Raw genomic sequence first — 18,330 nt, 5'->3', positions numbered from 1 at the left:
AATTGAAATGATTTTACTCATTTAATTATTAAAATTTGATAGACAAAGAGTTTTGCAATCAAGTTGAATTTATCAAATTTCTGCAAATACTAAATAGAAATAAATAGAAGAATAAAAAAAGAATAAAAATCCTAAAAGCGATAGAATTTCGTTTTTAGGATTTGCTATAAATTAAACCCAATATCTATAATTTTAAAATGGACGTTTTAAATAAAAAACATTTTCTTACGGTAAAAGACCATTCTGTTTCAAAAGAAATTTTTGATTTGTATTACGATGAAGAATTAGATATGCTAATTACTTCACCACAGCCTGAACTTCAAAATTTGGGTAAATACTACGAAAGTGAAGATTATATTTCGCATACAGATAACAAACGTTCGTTATTTGAAAAAGCATATCACTTCGTAAAAAATATTGCACTTAAGAATAAATTGAATTTAATTAACAGCCAGCAACCACAAAAAGGAAAACTCTTAGATATTGGTGCTGGAACTGGAGATTTTCTTTTAACAGCAAAAAATGACGGCTGGGAAACAATTGGGGTAGAACCAAGCGATAGAGCAAAAAATATTGCAAAAGAAAAAGGAATTTCATTTGTAGAAGAAATTAGTGCTCTTGAAAGTAATTCTTTGGATGTAATTACAATGTGGCACGTTTTAGAACACGTTCCAAATCTAGAACATCAGATTCGAGAATTGAAGCGTTTATTAAAACCAACTGGAACATTAATTGTTGCGGTTCCAAACTACAAATCGTTTGACGCAGGTCATTATGAAACTTTTTGGGCAGCTTATGATGTGCCAATTCATTTTTGGCATTTTTCGAAAAAATCAATTCAATTGCTTTTTGAAAGAGTGGACATGAAATTAGAAAAGATACTTCCAATGAAGTTTGATTCATTTTATGTGAGTCTTCTTTCTGAAAAATATAAAACGGGAAAAATGAATTATATCAAAGCTTTCTTTGTTGGTCTGCGATCAAATTGGAAAGCAAAAAGCACAAAAGAATATTCATCGCATATTTATGTTTTAAAGAACAAATAAAGCTTAAATTATACACCAAAAAGCCATTTCATCATAAGTTGAAGAAATGGCTTTTTTGATTTGAAAAAGTGGCAAAAATAGCCTGCTTTTTTGCTATAGTGTTGAATTATTGGTATTATTTTTTCTATAAATAAAAACAATATCATAAATTTTGCGCATTTTTTAAACTTTATGCTGATGCTATTGATTTTTTTATATTTTTGTCTTCAATACTTAAAAATAGAATTTAAAAAAAATGAAAAAAGCATTAGTTATTATCGCACTTTCAGTTTTCGCAGTTTCTTGTAACAAAACAGCAGAGGTAAAGGAAGTAAAAACAGCTTACGTGGATACTTCGGTTTTGATGAAAGAATACACTGAGGCAAAAGATTTAGAGGCAAAGTACAAAGCTCAAGCGGAAGAAAAAGGTAGACAATTACAAGCTGAGATTTCACGTTTTAAACAAGACGCTGCTAATTTTCAAAGTCAGGCACAAGCAAACGGTCAAGCTTGGGCGCAGCAAAGAGGTGCTGAGTTGCAAAAAAGAGAGCAGCAATTAGGTTATGCACAACAAGCATTAGCACAGCAATTGCAACAAGAAAGCGGTGTAGAAATGGATTCTCTTGTTAGTGGAGTTAAAAAATTCATTAAAGATTACGGAAAGAAAAACGGTTACTCTTACATCTACGGAACTGGAGATGCTGCAACAATTTTGTATGCTGAAGAGAAATACGATATCACAAAAGAAATTATCAAAGCTTTAAATGATAAATATAAAGCAGAGCCAAAAGCAGATGCAAAACCAGCAGCTGAAACAAAAGAAGGCGAAGCAAAAAAATAAAACTACCAAACTAACTAAATTACTGAAAACCTAAATCCACAAAGATTTAGGTTTTTTCTTTTTATAAAAATGCGGTAATTTTATTATTTAATACAAGCCCAATGCAGAACGTTTCAGAAGCGGCAGCTTACACATTGCAATTCATCAATCAGACTCAGAAATCTATTTTTCTAACAGGAAAAGCAGGTACTGGAAAAACTACGCTTTTGCGAGAGATCATAGCGACAACGCATAAAAATACTGTGGTCGTGGCGCCAACGGGAATTGCGGCTTTGAACGCTGGGGGTGTAACTATTCATTCCATGTTTCAGCTTCCGTTTTCAGCATTTATTCCGTCATATGATGTGAGCGCGCAGTTTACCGAAACAGTAAAGTTTGAAAACAAAGAATCGCTTCGACGCCATTTCAAAATGAATAACGTCAAGCGAAATGTAATTAAAAACATGGAGCTTCTTGTGATTGATGAAGTCAGCATGATGCGTGCCGATTTGTTGGATGCGGTTGATTTCATGATGCAGACCGTCCGCAGAAACACGCAGCCATTTGGAGGAGTTCAGGTTTTGTTTATTGGAGACTTGCTTCAATTGCCACCGGTGATTCGTGATGAAGAATGGCGAACACTAAAAAATTATTACCGCGGAAAATTCTTTTTCCATTCTCATGTGCTGCAGCAGTATCCGCCGATTTATATCGAATTGTCGAAAATCTATCGTCAAACTGATGATGCTTTTATCTCGGTTTTGAACAATCTTAGAAATAATCAGATCACTCCAGAAGACATATCCATTCTAAATCAGTATGTTAAGCCAGATTTTGACTTTAAAGAGAATAAAGGCTATATCACACTGACAACCCATAATGCTAAAGCAGATTCTATTAACTCTCAGTCAATCAATGATTTAAATGGTAAAGAATACATTTACACGCCATTTGTAGTTGGAGATTTCCCAGAAAAGATATTTCCAGTAGAGGAAGAACTGAAATTGAAAGTTGGCGCCCAGATAATGTTTGTTAAAAATGATCTTTCTTTTGAGAAAAGATATTTCAACGGAAAAATGGGTGTAATCAAATCACTTTCAGATGAAGAAATCTTTGTTCACTTCCCAGAAGAAAACATGACGCTGGAAGTCGAAAAGTACGAGTGGAAAAATATCCGCTACAAAGTCAATGAACAGACCAAAGAGATCGAGGAAGAGGTTTTGGGAACTTTTGCACATTATCCGATTAAACTTGCATGGGCCATTACGGTGCATAAAAGCCAAGGTTTGACTTTTGACAAAGCAGCGCTCGATGTGTCGCAAGTTTTTCTGCCTGGGCAGGCCTATGTAGCACTTTCGCGTTTGCGTTCCTTAAATGGGCTTATTTTGCTCTCTCCGATGAAGATGAATGGTATTTCAAACGACCAAGATGTGATGGATTATGCTTTGAATCGAGCAACAGAACAAGATTTACAGAATTCGCTGCATTTCGAAACCAAAAATTTTATCCATAACTATTTGGCAAACAGTTTTAATTGGAGCGAATTGGCACAAGAATGGCGAAATCACCGTTTCAGCTATAACGAAAATGCGGCAGGTTCTGAAAAAACGAAACACGCAGTTTGGGCGCACAAGCGTTTGGATACTATCGAACAATTGGCCGAGCCTTCACAGAAATTCATCATTCAGCTTAATAAAATCTTCAGCAGAGAAACTGTTGATTTGCTTTTTGTGAAAGAAAGGGTAGAAGCAGCCTACGATTATTTTTTCAAGCCCATGGACAAATTGGTCGATGATCTGATTTATAAAATGGCTGAAATTCAAAAATTTAAAAAAGTAAAAGAATTTTACGAAGAGCTTAACTTTTTGGAAGATCTGCAAACAAAAGCTGTTTTGAGATTGATGAAAGCCAAATTGCTTATTGAAGTTGTGGTTGCCGGTGAAGCAATCAGCAAAGAAAAGCTGTCATCGCCAATTATCAAAAATTATAAAAGCAACAAAGCGGAAAGAATTAGAGAGGAGCTCAAAACAACAAATACAGACATTTTTAGGACAGAAGAACCTGTTGTTCGATACAAATCAGCTAAGACGGAGAAAAATGAGCTTAAAACGGCTAAAAAAACGACAGTCGAAGAAACGTATGATTTGTGGGTAGAGAAAAATTCTGTTGAAGATATTGCAAGAATGCGTAAATTGAATGTGCAAACAATCGAAGGACATTTGATAAGGCTCATTCAATCGAAGAAAATTGAAATCACGGATGTTTTGCCTTATGATAAAATTTTGGCTTTGCGAGAAGCTTTTCAGTTTTATCAGGAAGAATCTTTGAGCGGCTTGAAAGAAAAACATGGAGACGAATTTACTTGGGATGAACTGAAAATGTTCAAAGCGAGCATAAATTGATTTTAACGTACTACGTGAAACACTTTTTTTGTTTTCAAAAATCTAATTTCTAACAAGTTAAATTCATTTTGATATGAAACCATTTAAAATAGTCTTAGTATTTTTAATCGTTAACTCTTCATTTCTGAGGGCGCAAGATTTGGAACCAGAATATCAAAAATTCATATCAAAATTCATTCTCGAAGTAAAAGGCGGTGATAAGGAGGGAATTGCTAAACGGATAAAATTTCCGTTCAAACGGGAATATCCAATTCCATCAGTGAAAGACAAAGCAGATTTTGTAAAAAGATATAATCAGATTTTTGATAAAGTTTTTATTGAAAAAATTATTAAATCAGATCCGGCAAAAGATTGGTCAGAAGTGGGGTGGCGTGGAATTATGCTCAACCAAGGAGATTTGTGGATGGATACCGATGGAAAAATTATCAGCATCAATTATCAATCTAATGAAGAATTGAAAATGAAAAGTTCAAAGATTTCAGAACAGAAAAAAAATGTAAATTCTTCACTTTCAAATTTTAAGAAACCTGTTGCCATTCTCGAAACTTCAAAATTCAGGATCAGAATTGACGATTTAGGAAATGACAATTATCGCTACGCTTCGTGGTCAATCCAAAAGAAAATGACCGAGACTCCCGATCTTGTAATTGAAAATGGCGTTTTTTTTGCTGACGGAACAGGAGGAAATCATCATTACGAATTTAAAAAAGGAAATTTCAGATACGAATGCCATTTTATCGTTTTGGGCGAAAAAAATTCGGCGCCTGCGGCGTTACTAGTTTATCAGTCAGGAAAAGAAATTTTGTCTCAAGATGCAAAAATTGTTTCACGATAAACAGTGCCGAAGAGATACAAAAAATCCCGTTTCAAGAGAAACGGGATTTTTTGATTTATAGATTTTCGACTAGAATCCATGCTTGAGGATTTTCGCCTTTTTGTATTTCTTTTTGAGCTTGTTCTGCTTCTTTCATTGTAGCATAACTTCCGTACAAAACAGGAAATAAACCGTGTTTATTCTCTTTCAGCATTCTAGCTTTGAAACCATCTTTAATAAGTTGATTGTAAGCTTTTCTAGCATTGGCTTCACTTCTGAAAGCGCCAGCCATAATGTGGTACGGCATTGTTGTTTCAACAGTTTCAACCTTAGCAGAATCTACAGAAAGTGTTACAGCAGGAAGCGGGCTTTTGATAAAGAAAGTTGCTTCTTGAATTTTGTTCTGTACTTTTTTCTGAACGGCTTGCTCTACAACAAGTGTTTGGTTATCAATTTGATTTTGATATAATGGGTAACCAATGCTTCCTGTAATTCCAAGTCCAAGAACTAGAATTGCTGCATAACGCAAGAACGGATTTGAAGATTTGGTTTCTTCTTCATTTTCGTATAATAAAACAGCATCTTTTTCTTTTGCCGCAATCTTTTCGATTTTTTTCTCAAAAGCCTCTTTTTTCACCATCGGAGAAACAAAAGGGCTTAGTCCAAAAGAAGTTGCCAGATAATTGGTTTGGTCATTTGGTTTGAAAATGATATTGCTTTCAGAATTTAAACGCAGTTCTCCAATGTTTTTCAAAAGAATCACGCCTTCTTCTTCCAATGTTTTTTTCCAGTTCAAAACCTCAAAAGCAATTGCGCTCACTGCAAAACCGTAAGATGTTTTTTCAGCTTGTGCAATATGATTTGCCAACAATCCGTCATTATTTTTAATTCGGCTGTTGAAAGCAATGGTTTTTTTGGGAGGAAAAAACGAATTAGTGCTTTCATTCAGCTGTGCCGAATGCGTTTCGGTTAAAAATGCACCAAATCCTGGAACCGTTACACACTGATAACGATACAATAACTGTGAGATATATACTTCGATTTTCATATTAACAAAGTTAGGCAACGAGTATAGTTATCAAAATTTTATTCACAATTTTTATTAACAATTAAGAATTATTTTTAGACAATTAGTTTTCAATTCATTAGCTGACTGATTTAGCTCTTCTAAAAATGGCTGTATAATTTAATGTATTATTTTATTAAGAAATTACTTTGTTTTATAGATATTTGCGATTCAAAAAAAGCATATTTATTTTTTCTATTTTACATAATGTTAAAAGACAATGACCGATCAGGAATTATTTAGTTTACTTGCCTTACTGAAGGTTGATGGAGTAGGAGATATAACGGGTAAAAAATTACTTAATTCGTTTGAAAACGCAGGTGCTATTTTTAAAGCAAAAAGTTCCCAGTTGGCTGCAATTGACGGAATTGGATCAGTCGTAATGAAAAATCTTAAGGATAAAAGTGTTTTCGAAAAAGCTGAAAGAGAATTATCATTTATTAAAAATAATAATATTCAGGTTTCTTTTTTTCTGGATGAAAATTATCCAGAAAAGCTTAAGCATTGCATTGACGCTCCAATTCTAATTTTTACAGCTGGCAATATGGATTTAAAAAAAAGAAAAATCATCAGCATTGTTGGTACGAGGCAGATTACTTCGTATGGTACAGAATTCTGTAAAAATCTAATTGAAGATTTGGCTCCCCTAGATCCTGTCATCGTGAGCGGTTTTGCTTATGGGGTCGATATTGTGGCTCATCAGGCTGCTATGGACCATGATTTGCAGACTGTCGGAGTTTTGGCTCATGGACTAAATCAGATTTATCCGCGCACGCACAAAAAGTATATGGCGAAAATGGAAGAAAAGGGCGGATTTATTACTGAATTTTGGAGCGATTCTAATCCTGATAAAGAGAAGTTTGTGCGACGAAACCGTATTGTCGCAGGAATGGCTGAGGCTACAATTGTTATCGAATCTGCTGATAAAGGTGGTTCTTTAATAACAGCCAATATGGCCAACGAATACAATCGCGATGTTTTTGCCGTGCCTGGACGAGTAACCGATAAATACAGTCAGGGTTGCAATAATTTGATTAAAACGCAAAAAGCAAACGTGTTAACAAGCGCTGCAGATTTAATTTATATGTTGAATTGGGATATTAAAGAAAAAAGCAAAAGCATTCAGAAACAGCTTTTTGTAGAATTAAACTCTGATGAACAAAAAATTTACGATTTTCTTCAGACGAATGGAAAAGAGCTATTAGACACTATCGCAATCGAATGTGAAATTCCAATTTTCAAATTATCGGGAGTTCTAATCGGAATGGAATTGAAAGGTGTTATCAGACCTCTTCCTGGAAAGCTTTTTGAATCAATTTAACGCTGAAAATCCTATATATTATTTTCTTGTGAAATGTTTGTACAATCGATACAAAATATAAATTGCCAGTAAACCGAAAACTATGTTTAGGACTTGAAATACATACGGCGGAACATTATAATCTTCAATATACTTATCCATCTTTTTGATTTTTAAGAGATTAATATAATTGAAGTTACAAAAAAATAACCACAATGAGTGCAAAAGAAAAACGCTGGCCAGTTTAAAATGGCCAGCGTTTCTTTAAATTATAGTTTTTGAATTATTTCTCAAATCCTAAAACTTCTCTAACTTTTGCTAATACACCATCAGCAATTACAGAAGCTTTTGCTGCGCCTTTTTTCAATAAAGCGTCTACTTCTTCAAGGTTGTTGATGTAGTAATTGTATTTTTCTCTTTCGGTTTTAAATTTCTCGGTAATCAACTCAAACAAAGCTTGCTTGGCGTGGCCGTAACCATAATTTCCACCTAAATAGTTTGCTCTCATTTGGGCAATTTGTTCTTCGTTTGCCAACAAAGAATAAATAGCAAAAGCATTGCAAGTATCTGGATTTTTTGGATCTTCAAGCGGTGTTGAGTCAGTTTCTATGCTCATGACCTGCTTGCGCAACGTTTTGTCATCTAAGAAAATGTTGATGATATTGTTTGCCGATTTACTCATTTTTCCGCCGTTTGTTCCTGGAATCAGCATAATGTTTTCTTGAATTTTTGCTTCAGGAAGAACAAAAGTTTCGCCCATTTGATGGTTAAAACGAGAAGCGACATCGCGTGTAATTTCTAAATGCTGCAATTGATCTTTTCCAACAGGAACAAATTCAGCATCATACAATAAAATATCGGCCGCCATTAGCATCGGATAAGTAAAAAGTCCAGCGTTAACATCATCTAAACGATCTGCTTTGTCCTTGAAAGAATGCGCTAATGTCAATCTTTGAAACGGAAAAAAACAGCTCAAATACCAAGTCAATTCAGTAGTTTGCACCACATCTGATTGTCTGTAAAAAGTAACTTTTTCAGGATTTAAACCACAAGCAAGCCAAGCTGCAGCAGTGCTATAGGTATTTTCTCTTAAAGTCTTTCCGTCTTTAATCTGAGTGATTGAATGCAAATCGGCAATAAACAAATAAGATTCATTTGCTGGATCATTTGATAATTCGATTGCCGGAATAATTGCTCCTAATAAATTTCCTAAATGCGGTGTTCCTGTACTTTGAACACCAGTAAGTATTTTTGCCATTCTCGTTTTTTTCTGATTTGCAAATGTCGGAATGTTTTTTTTAACCGCAAAGTACGTAATGGTTTATCGTCAAGATTTGAAATTCTTGTTGGTTATTTTAACGCAAACTGCGCAAAGGATTTTCGCAAAGAAAAGAAGTTATTTTTTCTTTAAGCGATTGCCTTGCTATAAGTTCACAAAGCTATACCTGTAAAATATAAGAAAATATGTATAAATTTGATGTTTTTTAATTATGACAGAAAACAAAATATCAAATATTGTAATTGGGTTAGCAATTGAAATTCATAAAAAACTTGGACCGGGATTATTAGAAAATGTTTATAAAGAATGTTTGTTTTATAAAATTAAGCAGCGTGGACTTGTTGTTGAGAAAGAAAAATCTTTAGCATTAATTTTTGAAGAAGTTAAGTTGGATTGTGGGTACCGCATTGATATACTTGTGGAAAACAAATTGCTAATTGAGATAAAGAGTGTTGAATCACTTACTGTTAACCATTTAGCGCAAACATTAACTTATTTAAGACTAGGAAATTTTAAACTTGGTTTACTCATAAATTTCAGTGAAATACTCTTAAAAAATGGCATTAGGAGAGTTGCAAATAGTTTATAAATAAAGCTTTGTGAACTTATAGCAAAGCAAATTTTAACATAAAGCATCTTTAAAATCTTTGCGAAAATCCTTTGTGCGCTTTGTGTTAGAAAAAGTGTTGCGCATAAGAAAAAATCTTGCTAAATATTCATTTCTGTTTTCTTACTTTTGAAGCTATGAAAATATTTAAAATTGCTTTTTGGATTCTTTGGAGAGTTTGGTTTTACGTTTTAATGGCGATTCCAATACTCATTATGTTCCCTTTTCTGGTAGTTTCTATCCTTTCTGAGAAAGGATATCCATATTTCTTTAAAATGGCCCGCATTTGGGCTAAATTTATCCTTTTCGGAATGGGTTTTTACTATATCGTAAAACGCGAACAGAAGCTCATTAAAGGAAAAAGTTACATGATAGTGGCCAATCATACCTCGATGACCGATATTATGCTAATGCTGGCACTTATAAAAAATCCTTTTGTATTTGTTGGAAAGAAAGAATTGGTGAAGATTCCGCTTTTTGGTTTTTTCTATAAGCGAACTTGCATTTTGGTTGACAGAAGTTCTTCTAAGAGTAAAAATGAAGTTTTTAAAAGGGCGCAAAATCGTCTTAACCAAGGTTTGAGCATTTGTATTTTCCCTGAAGGAGGAGTTCCAGATAATGAGAGCATTTTGCTGGACGAGTTTAAAGATGGCGCATTCAGATTGGCAATAGATCATCAGATTCCAATTGTGCCTATTGTTTTCCCTGACAATAAAGAACGTTTTTCCTATACGTTTATGAGCGGAAGCCCAGGAAGAATGCGAGCGAGAATTTTACCGTTTGTAGAAACAAAAGGGTTGACTAGCGACCATAGAAAAGAATTGAAAGATCAAGTTAGAACCTTAATTTACAATGGTTTGATTGATTTTGGGTAGTCATAAACCCGCTAACATTATGTAAAATAGAAGAAGCCGGCAGATCGATTAATCTGCCGGCTTTTCTTTGAATTAAAAATCCCCTATTTTTATTCAAAAGTTATTATCTGTGAATTATCTTTTCTGAAATAAAACGCAATACTTTTTTAAATTTCAATCTGGTTTTTCTTCGGTTTTTACTGTACAACAATTCTATTTTTTCTTTCATGGTTAAAAATATTAATGGTTGATAATAAAGAGTTTATCTAATAACTCAAGTTAGTGCCACATTATTATAGATGTATAGAAATTTAAATGGTTGCGCCTGAATTGAAAAAAATTTGGTTAAAATCCGTCAGTTTGAAAACCGACGGATTTTTACTCAAATAACCAATCAACGTAAATTCTAAAAAAACTCCCAAATTGATATATGGCAGTACCAATTACAAACTGTTTTTTTTTAAGATGGCGGTTTAGCAAAAAGGTTGCGTAGAAAATTCAGTTTTTTTTCAAAATAAAAAAGCCGAGTGATTTTTTTAATCACTCGGCTTATAAAGGCATCTTTTTCAGATTTATTTTTTAGGCATTTGCCAATTCTTTCATGTGTTCTTTAATTTTAATTTCCAGTTCTTCAGCAAGTTCTGGATTATCTTTAATTAAAGCTTTAACAGCATCACGACCTTGTCCTAATTTTGTATCGCCATAGCTAAACCAAGATCCTGCTTTTTTAACGATGTCAAATTCAACTGCTAGATCCAATATTTCACCAGTTTTAGAAACACCTTCTCCGTACATGATATCGAATTCGGCAGTTTTAAAAGGCGGTGCTACTTTGTTTTTGACAATTTTTACTTTAGTTCTATTTCCGATTACGTTTTCACCGTCTTTAATTTGAGCAGAACGACGAATATCTAAACGCACAGAAGCGTAAAATTTAAGTGCGTTACCTCCCGTTGTCGTTTCTGGATTTCCGAACATAACACCAATTTTTTCACGAAGCTGGTTGATAAAGAAAACTGTACAGTTTGTCTTGCTGATAGTTCCAGTAAGTTTTCTTAAAGCTTGAGACATCAAACGCGCATGAAGACCCATTTTTGAATCTCCCATTTCGCCTTCGATCTCGCTTTTTGGAGTCAAAGCAGCAACAGAGTCAATTACAACGATGTCTATAGCTCCAGAACGAATAAGGTTTTCGGCAATTTCTAACGCTTGTTCCCCGTTGTCTGGCTGAGAAATAATTAAGTTCTCAATATCAACATTCAATTTCTCTGCGTAGTTTCTATCAAAAGCGTGCTCCGCATCGATAAAAGCAGCGATACCACCTGCTTTTTGAGCTTCTGCAATGGCGTGAAGCGTCAAAGTTGTTTTTCCAGAAGATTCTGGACCATATATTTCGATAATTCTTCCTTTTGGATATCCGTTTACTCCAAGTGCTAAATCTACACCAAGAGATCCTGAAGAAATTGTTTCTACCTCTACGATGGCTCTGTCGCCCATTTTCATTACGGTTCCTTTTCCGTAAGTTTTGTCAAGCTTATCAAGTGTAAGCTGTAGTGCTTTCAATTTGGCTTCTTTCTCTGAACTCATTTTTTCTTTCTTCTAAATTGTTATAATTTTTCCTAATCAAATAAAAAGTAGAAAGTAAGTAATTTACTTGCAGTTTTTTATTTATATGGGCTTATAATTTTTTGTAAAAATACTTCTTTTTTTGAAGTTTCATTGTTTCAAATTGTTCCAAATTGTCACAAAATGTACTACAAAAATAAAGCCTTCAATTCTGTAGCATCAGTAGGCTTGATCTTGCCTGCAAGCAGTAAACTCAGCTGTTTGCGACGAAGCGCCGCATCAAAACGTTGGATTTCGAGTTCGGTTTCTGGAATAATTGCCGGAACTTCAACAGGTCTTCCGGTGTCGTCTACAGCTACGAAAGTGTAAATTGCCTCATTGGCTTTGGTTCTATTTCCTGATTCGCGGTCTTCTACCCAAACATCGATAAAAACTTCCATCGAACTTTTGAATGATCTTGACACTTTTGCTTCTACGGTTACTACGCTTCCAAGAGAAATGGCTCTGTTAAAAGCAACGTGATTTACAGAAGCCGTCACAACAATTCGGCGCGAATGTCTGCGGGCTGCAATACTTGCTGCACGATCCATTCTGGCTAATAACTCACCGCCAAAAAGATTGTTTAAAGGATTTGTTTCGCTCGGTAAAACTAAATCAGTTAAAATAGTTAAGGATTCTGAAGGATGTTTTGGATTCATTTTTTTAATCTAAAATTTAAAATTTGTACGGGTTAATTCAACCAGTAGACAGCCATTACAGCTGGTATAAAATATATGACAATGGTTCTCGCACCATCGTAATCTTTTGCAAGTCGTTGTCCGAAAAGCATCATTAACAAACAAATGCAAGAAAAGATAGCTCCGTAAAAACCAAATTCTCTGCCATTATTTGTAAACAATTGGATTGCGCCCACCACACATAAAATTCCTGAAATCAATTCTAAAACCAATAAATGTAAAAGGGCAAGCGGAACTTGATTTCCTAATGGCGTTTTGGCAAAGTGTTCTTTAAGCCAAGCCACATTATCTTTCCAGTAGAAAATTTTTTCGTAACCCGATTGTAAAAAAGTTAAAGCTAGAAAAGCCAAAAGCAAAATTGAGGCAACATTGTTCATTATGAATTATTTTTTATGAATTAAACGAGTCAATTTGATCGATAAATCGGTAAGGATTATTTTTGCATTTCCATTCCTTTCAATATGATACATAGCATCTGAAAGTTCTTTAAATATTTCGTGGATATTATTTCCGTTTACGAAAGGAGCAAAATTCTCCAATTTAAATTTATCCACTTTTGGTTCTATATAAACCAAGCTTTGAGCCTGATAATTTAGCATAAGAGCTTGTCGAAACATTTCGATGCAATATTGAATAAATTTTTTCTGGCTTTCACGACCCAACGCGGCAATCTGTTCGCTCCATGAAATTAAATCTTGAATGGCAGCGGCATTTCCTTTTGCTCTAAAAGCAGCACGAACCCAATTGACAAACCATTGCTCGAACGGAAGATCATCATCGTCTTCTTTTAGCAGGTGCAAGGCTTTATTAAAATTTCCCTGTGCTTGATGCGCAATTTTTTTTGCCAGATTAGGATCTATATTTTCCTGGGCAACCAATGCTTCTTCGATTACTTTTTCCGGAAGTCCGTTAAAGTGGATTACTTGGCATCGCGAACGTATGGTTTGGATAATATCTTCTTCGTTTTCAGAAATCAGGATAAACATGGTTTTTTCTGAAGGTTCTTCCAGAAGTTTCAGCAGTTTATTGGATGCTGCGATATTCATTTTATCGGCCATCCAGATAATCATGATTTTATAGCCGCCTTCATAAGATTTTAGCGAAAGTGATTTTAAAACTTCCTGCGCATCTTCCACTCGAATTTCACCTTGCTTGTTTTGAACGCCTAAAATTTTATACCAGTCAAACAAACCTCCATAGGGCATTTCTTGTATAAAGCTTCGCCAGTCTTGAATAAAATCTAAACTTTTTGGTTTTGTCTTGACGTCTTCGGTTGTGACGGTTGGGTAAATAAAATGCAGATCGGGATGAGAGATGTTATCAAACTTTAGATTGCAAGAATCATTTCCGTTTGAATTTTCATCGCCAGTATTGCCGCACAAAATATATTGGGCATAAGCAATGGCAGTTATTAATGTGCCGCTTCCTTCTGGGCCTACGAATAATTGAGCATGAGGAATTCTACCAGAAGCAGCACTTTTTATCAAGTGGCTTTTGATGTAATCTTGACCTAAAATTTGAGAAAATTGCATGACGCAAAGATAGAAGAAAATGTGTAGGCAAAAATTTTCGGCGTTAAGATTATTTATTCCTAAATGATTTTCAAATTTAGTTTCGAATTTAGCGGATGATTTTTGAAATTTTTAGTCGGCTTTCGACAGAATTTTGTTAATAAATATCTTCAAGTGAGTAAATATCAAGATGTTTTTGTTAATATTTTTTTTCAAAATTCGTTAATCGACGTAGTTTTTTGATTATTTAATGAGTCAAAATTTTATTTTTTATAGTCAATATCTTACGGAATTTAAATTAACATTTTTAACAAAAAGCCCGTTAAAACGCACATTTTCTCGACATAAGGCTGATTTTTAAGGTTTTTTTAAGGAAATTTTTTGAAAAAAAAATCCATTACAGTTGTAATTTAAGTTAATTTCTATATTTTTGTTTTTATCAACAACCAATTATAAAATAAGAATCTATGAAAGGGAAAATTATTCTATTTAGTGCTTTTTTTATCTTAACTACTGCGGCTGTTTCAGCACAAGCTAAAAACGCACCGAGAAGTATCATCAGTACAACTGCTCTTATCCGAAAATACCATGACCAAAAAGAATTAAGTGGTATGCAAAAGGGTGAACTTTTGGAATTATACATCGAGCGTATCAAAGTATTAGTTAAAACTCTCCCTTACATTGCTTTGGTTACTAAACCTGGAGTTACTATGGCCGATCTTGGTATTCCAGACGATAACGAACACAAAAAAGTTTTAGATGCTCAGGCAGTAGGTACATCTACATTTTTGGATACAACTGTAGAATTCCAAAGAAAAATGATGCCTTACTCTGATAAAGGAAACTTAATCGCGGCAATCTTATTCTACGAAAGTACATTGAAATCATTACACGAGTTCAACGATTTGAACGAAATGTAATAAAGCATTTTTTTTAAAAACTTTTTGAGGGATGCAAAGGTAAATTTTACCTCGGCATTGCTTAAAATTAAAATAAAAAAAACTCACTCTCGAGTATTCTGAAATTTCAGAAAACCCGAGAGGAGTTTTTACATTTACGCATACCCAAATTTATTAACCGTAATACCCCCCTTATCATGAAAAAAATTACTCAATTGATCTGCGTTCTTTTGACAGTTGCGAGCATGAATGCTCAACAAGAGAAAGGAATTATGGGCTACACCAATTGGTTAAACAACTGGACTGAGTTTAAGCCTAACAAAGTTGATTATGGAGAAGCAAACCAAATTTTGGCAGGAAACATTTCTGTTAATACTAAATTGCTGAAAAGGAATATCTACGTTCTTCAAGGAAACGTTTACGTTACAAACAATGCTGTTTTGACTATCGAACCGGGAACTGTAATTATTGGTGATTTCGAAACAAAAGGAACATTGGTAATCACAAAAGGTGCACAATTAGTGGCTGATGGTTTAGAGACAGATCCAATCGTATTTACTTCAAACCGCAGCATGAAAAAAGCTGGAGATTGGGGTGGAATTGTAATCCTTGGAGATGCACCAATTAACAAATTCGGAAATGTAGGTTCTTATAACCTAGACCTTGATCCTACTATGACTACTTATGGTGGAGATAACGTAGCGTCAAACTCTGGAATTTTAAGATTCGTTAGAATCGAGTTTGCTGGTAAAAAAGTAAAAGGAGTAGATACTTTCAACGCTTTGACTCTTGCAGCTGTTGGAAACAAAACGGTTCTTGAAAACATTATGGTAAGTTACGCTGGAGGAGATTCTTTCGGAATCTTAGGTGGTGACTTAAATGCTACAAAATTCGTTTCTTATAAATCAGTTAACGATGACTTTAAATTCTCTCAAGGAGTTCAATGTCGTTTCTTCAACTCTTTAGCAGTTAGATCTTCTTACTTCTCAAGCACTAAAGACGGATCTCGTTGTATGGAGGTTAGATCTTATGAGAAGAAAAGTGAAACAGATTTCACTAAAAAACAAACTTTAGTTGTTGCAAGCAATATTACAATGGTTAATGACAGTGAAAACATTAACGCTGACATTCAAGCAGGATTAGTAAAAGAGGCTGTTTATGTGGCTGAAAATGCTTCTCTTGAAATGAAAAGAAGTGTAATCTCTGGATTCAATCCTGCAGTATTATTAGACAGCAAAACTGAAATCAATGATGCCAACCTTAAAAAAATCAAATTTGAGGAAATGTATTTCAACTTATGTAAAGGAAACATCTTTACTGAATACAATTCTAACAACGAAGATTTAGAAAGCTGGTATGGAAACAGTGTTTTCTTTAACGTTTATTCACAAAGCGACAATAAAGAAACATTCATTGACATCTTCAATCCTAAAAAACCAGATTTCAGATTACAATTAGGAAAAATCACAGCTTCTAGCGGTAATAGATAAATAGTTTCGATTTTTATTTCCCACGCGTAAATTTTATTAATTAAGTCCCCAGACACAATTTATGTATCGTCTTACGGGCCTAAATAAAGATCAAGACATAATGGTATCTACGAAAAAATATTTTTTATATATAATATTTTTGGTTTCGCCTATATCGTTAACTCTATATGCACAGAATACAGCAGAAAATCCTACTAAGGCTGCTGTTTCTGAGTGTGGGTTGACTTTGGATTGCACTGACCAAAACAACAATAATAATGCTGTTATAGAAAGCGGCAAATCAAGTAATTTAAATCAGTCTATAGTAGGGATGTCCACCCCCAAGGATAGCCTTACTATAGCGGCTGAGTCAAATACTATATCAAATGATTGTGAAGAGAATTCATCATTTGCAGCAACTTCAATTCTTGCAAAAGAAGTGATTGAAAACTACAAATATGATTTCTCAGAAACATTCATAGATATCTTGTTTTTTGAGCGTATAGATCTAGCAAGAACACGCACTATATGATTCAAAAAATTACTTTATCTTTTTTTAAAGTTTTACTATTATTCAGCATAATCTTTTTTACTGGATCGAGTTCTTATGCGCAGACTAAAACGATAAACCCTCAGGTTTTGGATTTTGATAGAATATGTGCTGGACCTGACGGTAACGAATATAATGCTACATTTACCTATAGCGGATTTCCTGCGGGTACAGTCTTTGAAGTTGAACTTTCAACGAACAATTTCGTAAATATTGTAAAGACAACAACTATTTCGGTATCAGATCCTGCCGCTAATCAAAAGAAAATAGCATTTGCTGTTCCAACAGATTTGGTAGGATCAGATACTTATAGTCTTAGAGTTTCTACTGCTGGATTTTCTAGCAGTAAATTTGTTTCATTTGGACTAAAAAATTCTTTCCCAGTTTATTACAGAGCTCACGATAGACAGTATACTATTAATAATTTTAATGGTAGTGCTGCATTTTGTGCTGGAGGCAGTTTTGTTTTATCAATAGATAACGTAGCGGCCAATCCAGATTCACCTTTAAAATATCCTTCTTTATCGTACAATTGGTACAGAGATAATGGCGAAACAGCTTTGCCAACACTTGTTCAAGGAAATGGCGGAAAAGATTACACTGTAACAACACCTGGAGTTTATTACGCAGAAACAAATTATGGAACGTGTACCTCTGGATCGTACTCAAATCGTGTAACTGTTACATCTGCAGCTTCTGGTTCTTCAGTAACTGTAGAATCGAGTTTAGGAAACCCATTTTGCGCTAGTGGCTCAGGAACAGTTTTAACTGCAACTGCGGGGAATACCTATCAATGGAAAAAAGATGGTAATTTAATTACTGGAGCTACAAATCGTACTTATTCTACAAACGAGTCTGGAGTTTATTCTGTGGATGTTGATTTTGGAGGCTGTAAAGCTACAGGATCTATTAATCTTAAAAGCAATGGTTTTGAAGCAAGCATAGACGCGCAGGACGGATACAAATTGAGCGAAGGCGAGACTATGACGGTAACCATTACAACAGATGCTGCTAATCCGACTTATGAATGGTATTTAAATGGCAATTTAATTTCTGGCGAGTCATCAAGCTCTTATCTAGTAGCCGTTAAAGGTAACTATATTGGAAAAGTTTCTCAAGGATCCGGATGTATCGCTTCAAAAGAGTTTCCATTCAAAATTAACGGAGATTCTGGACCAGCAAGTGTTATTCCTAACATTATAAAATTAAGCGGAATGAATCCTTATTGGAACATTCCAGACGAATATAAAAACGCAAATACAAAGGTGATTATCATCAGTTCAAACGGAGATAAAGTTCTGGATGTAGTGAATTACCAAGGCGATTGGCCTCAAAGCAATATAGATTTTAAAAATGTAAATCCCGTTTATTACTATGTCATTCAAGGCGATGCAGGTGAAAAAAAAGGATCGATAACTGTTATAAAATAAT

At 34.3% G+C, this 18,330-nt stretch carries 18 protein-coding genes; 11 read left to right on the top strand and 7 right to left on the bottom strand.

The annotated features are described in order from the left end of the window. The first annotated feature begins 197 nt into the window (after positions 1 to 197). The 4 genes from N4T20_RS04730 (at position 198) to N4T20_RS04715 (ending at position 5,082) form a co-directional block, all read left to right on the top strand. Positions 198 to 1,046, top strand: coding sequence for a class I SAM-dependent methyltransferase (locus N4T20_RS04730; protein WP_260671949.1), 849 nt, complete (start codon positions 198 to 200; stop codon positions 1,044 to 1,046). Positions 1,047 to 1,281: 235 nt separating this feature from the next. Continuing rightward, a complete protein-coding gene (locus tag N4T20_RS04725) occupies positions 1,282 to 1,866 on the top strand; it encodes an OmpH family outer membrane protein (RefSeq protein WP_066033199.1) in 585 nt (194 codons plus the stop codon). A gap of 101 nt (positions 1,867 to 1,967) precedes the next feature. After that, entirely contained in the window at positions 1,968 to 4,247 is a 2,280-nt protein-coding gene (locus N4T20_RS04720) for a helix-turn-helix domain-containing protein (protein ID WP_260671948.1), read from the top strand. A gap of 73 nt (positions 4,248 to 4,320) precedes the next feature. Next, a complete protein-coding gene (locus N4T20_RS04715; RefSeq protein WP_260671947.1) occupies positions 4,321 to 5,082 on the top strand; it encodes a hypothetical protein in 762 nt (253 codons plus the stop codon). A gap of 55 nt (positions 5,083 to 5,137) precedes the next feature. Here the strand turns inward: N4T20_RS04715 and N4T20_RS04710 are convergent, their stop codons facing one another. After that, positions 5,138 to 6,109, bottom strand: a complete 972-nt coding sequence (locus N4T20_RS04710) for an SPOR domain-containing protein (RefSeq protein WP_260671946.1) — start codon at positions 6,107 to 6,109, stop codon at positions 5,138 to 5,140. A 238-nt stretch (positions 6,110 to 6,347) separates the two neighbouring features. Between N4T20_RS04710 and dprA the strand changes: the two genes are divergently transcribed. Then, a complete protein-coding gene (gene dprA, locus N4T20_RS04705; protein ID WP_260671945.1) occupies positions 6,348 to 7,448 on the top strand; it encodes a DNA-processing protein DprA in 1,101 nt (366 codons plus the stop codon). Between the two features lie 18 nt (positions 7,449 to 7,466). Here the strand turns inward: dprA and N4T20_RS04700 are convergent, their stop codons facing one another. Together N4T20_RS04700 and trpS are read right to left on the bottom strand one after the other, a co-directional pair. Further along, the gene (locus tag N4T20_RS04700) at positions 7,467 to 7,589 is read right to left on the bottom strand and encodes an MFS transporter (RefSeq protein WP_260671944.1); all 123 of its coding nucleotides are present in this window, start codon (positions 7,587 to 7,589) and stop codon (positions 7,467 to 7,469) included. Positions 7,590 to 7,710: 121 nt separating this feature from the next. Further along, positions 7,711 to 8,685 (bottom strand): tryptophan--tRNA ligase, encoded by a 975-nt coding sequence (gene trpS, locus N4T20_RS04695; RefSeq protein WP_260671943.1) that lies wholly within the window; start codon positions 8,683 to 8,685, stop codon positions 7,711 to 7,713. A 232-nt stretch (positions 8,686 to 8,917) separates the two neighbouring features. Here trpS and N4T20_RS04690 point away from each other — a divergent pair, with 232 nt between their 5' ends. Both N4T20_RS04690 and N4T20_RS04685 read left to right on the top strand, forming a co-directional pair. Next, positions 8,918 to 9,295: a GxxExxY protein gene (locus N4T20_RS04690; protein WP_260671942.1), complete on the top strand. Its 378-nt coding sequence runs from the start codon at positions 8,918 to 8,920 to the stop codon at positions 9,293 to 9,295. Between the two features lie 155 nt (positions 9,296 to 9,450). Continuing rightward, entirely contained in the window at positions 9,451 to 10,188 is a 738-nt protein-coding gene (locus N4T20_RS04685; protein ID WP_260671941.1) for a lysophospholipid acyltransferase family protein, read from the top strand. Between the two features lie 558 nt (positions 10,189 to 10,746). Here N4T20_RS04685 and recA read toward each other — a convergent pair. From recA to N4T20_RS04665, 4 genes are all read right to left on the bottom strand, one after another. After that, positions 10,747 to 11,754, bottom strand: a complete 1,008-nt coding sequence (recA, locus tag N4T20_RS04680; protein ID WP_111368298.1) for a recombinase RecA — start codon at positions 11,752 to 11,754, stop codon at positions 10,747 to 10,749. Between the two features lie 167 nt (positions 11,755 to 11,921). After that, positions 11,922 to 12,431 (bottom strand): acyl-CoA thioesterase, encoded by a 510-nt coding sequence (locus tag N4T20_RS04675; protein WP_260671940.1) that lies wholly within the window; start codon positions 12,429 to 12,431, stop codon positions 11,922 to 11,924. 32 nt (positions 12,432 to 12,463) lie between these two features. After that, positions 12,464 to 12,847 (bottom strand): DoxX family protein, encoded by a 384-nt coding sequence (locus tag N4T20_RS04670; protein ID WP_260671939.1) that lies wholly within the window; start codon positions 12,845 to 12,847, stop codon positions 12,464 to 12,466. 6 nt (positions 12,848 to 12,853) lie between these two features. After that, positions 12,854 to 14,002 (bottom strand): ATP-binding protein, encoded by a 1,149-nt coding sequence (locus N4T20_RS04665; RefSeq protein ID WP_260671938.1) that lies wholly within the window; start codon positions 14,000 to 14,002, stop codon positions 12,854 to 12,856. A 446-nt stretch (positions 14,003 to 14,448) separates the two neighbouring features. On the opposite strand from N4T20_RS04665, the gene N4T20_RS04660 reads away from it, so the two are divergent. The 4 genes from N4T20_RS04660 (at position 14,449) to sprC (ending at position 18,329) form a co-directional block, all read left to right on the top strand. After that, entirely contained in the window at positions 14,449 to 14,901 is a 453-nt protein-coding gene (locus N4T20_RS04660; protein ID WP_008465732.1) for a hypothetical protein, read from the top strand. A gap of 176 nt (positions 14,902 to 15,077) precedes the next feature. Further along, entirely contained in the window at positions 15,078 to 16,370 is a 1,293-nt protein-coding gene (locus N4T20_RS04655; protein ID WP_260671937.1) for a hypothetical protein, read from the top strand. A gap of 100 nt (positions 16,371 to 16,470) precedes the next feature. Next, the gene (locus tag N4T20_RS04650; RefSeq protein WP_260671936.1) at positions 16,471 to 16,881 is read left to right on the top strand and encodes a hypothetical protein; all 411 of its coding nucleotides are present in this window, start codon (positions 16,471 to 16,473) and stop codon (positions 16,879 to 16,881) included. After that, positions 16,878 to 18,329: a gliding motility protein SprC gene (sprC, locus tag N4T20_RS04645; RefSeq protein WP_260671935.1), complete on the top strand. Its 1,452-nt coding sequence runs from the start codon at positions 16,878 to 16,880 to the stop codon at positions 18,327 to 18,329. The genes N4T20_RS04650 and sprC overlap by 4 nt, the downstream gene beginning before the upstream one ends. Position 18,330: the final 1 nt, after the last annotated feature.

It is taken from the genome of Flavobacterium sp. TR2 (assembly GCF_025252405.1).
Taxonomy (GTDB): Bacteria; Bacteroidota; Bacteroidia; order Flavobacteriales; family Flavobacteriaceae; genus Flavobacterium.
The sequence above is the reverse complement of the archived record's forward strand: the minus strand, read 5'-3'. Positions and strand labels throughout refer to the sequence as shown.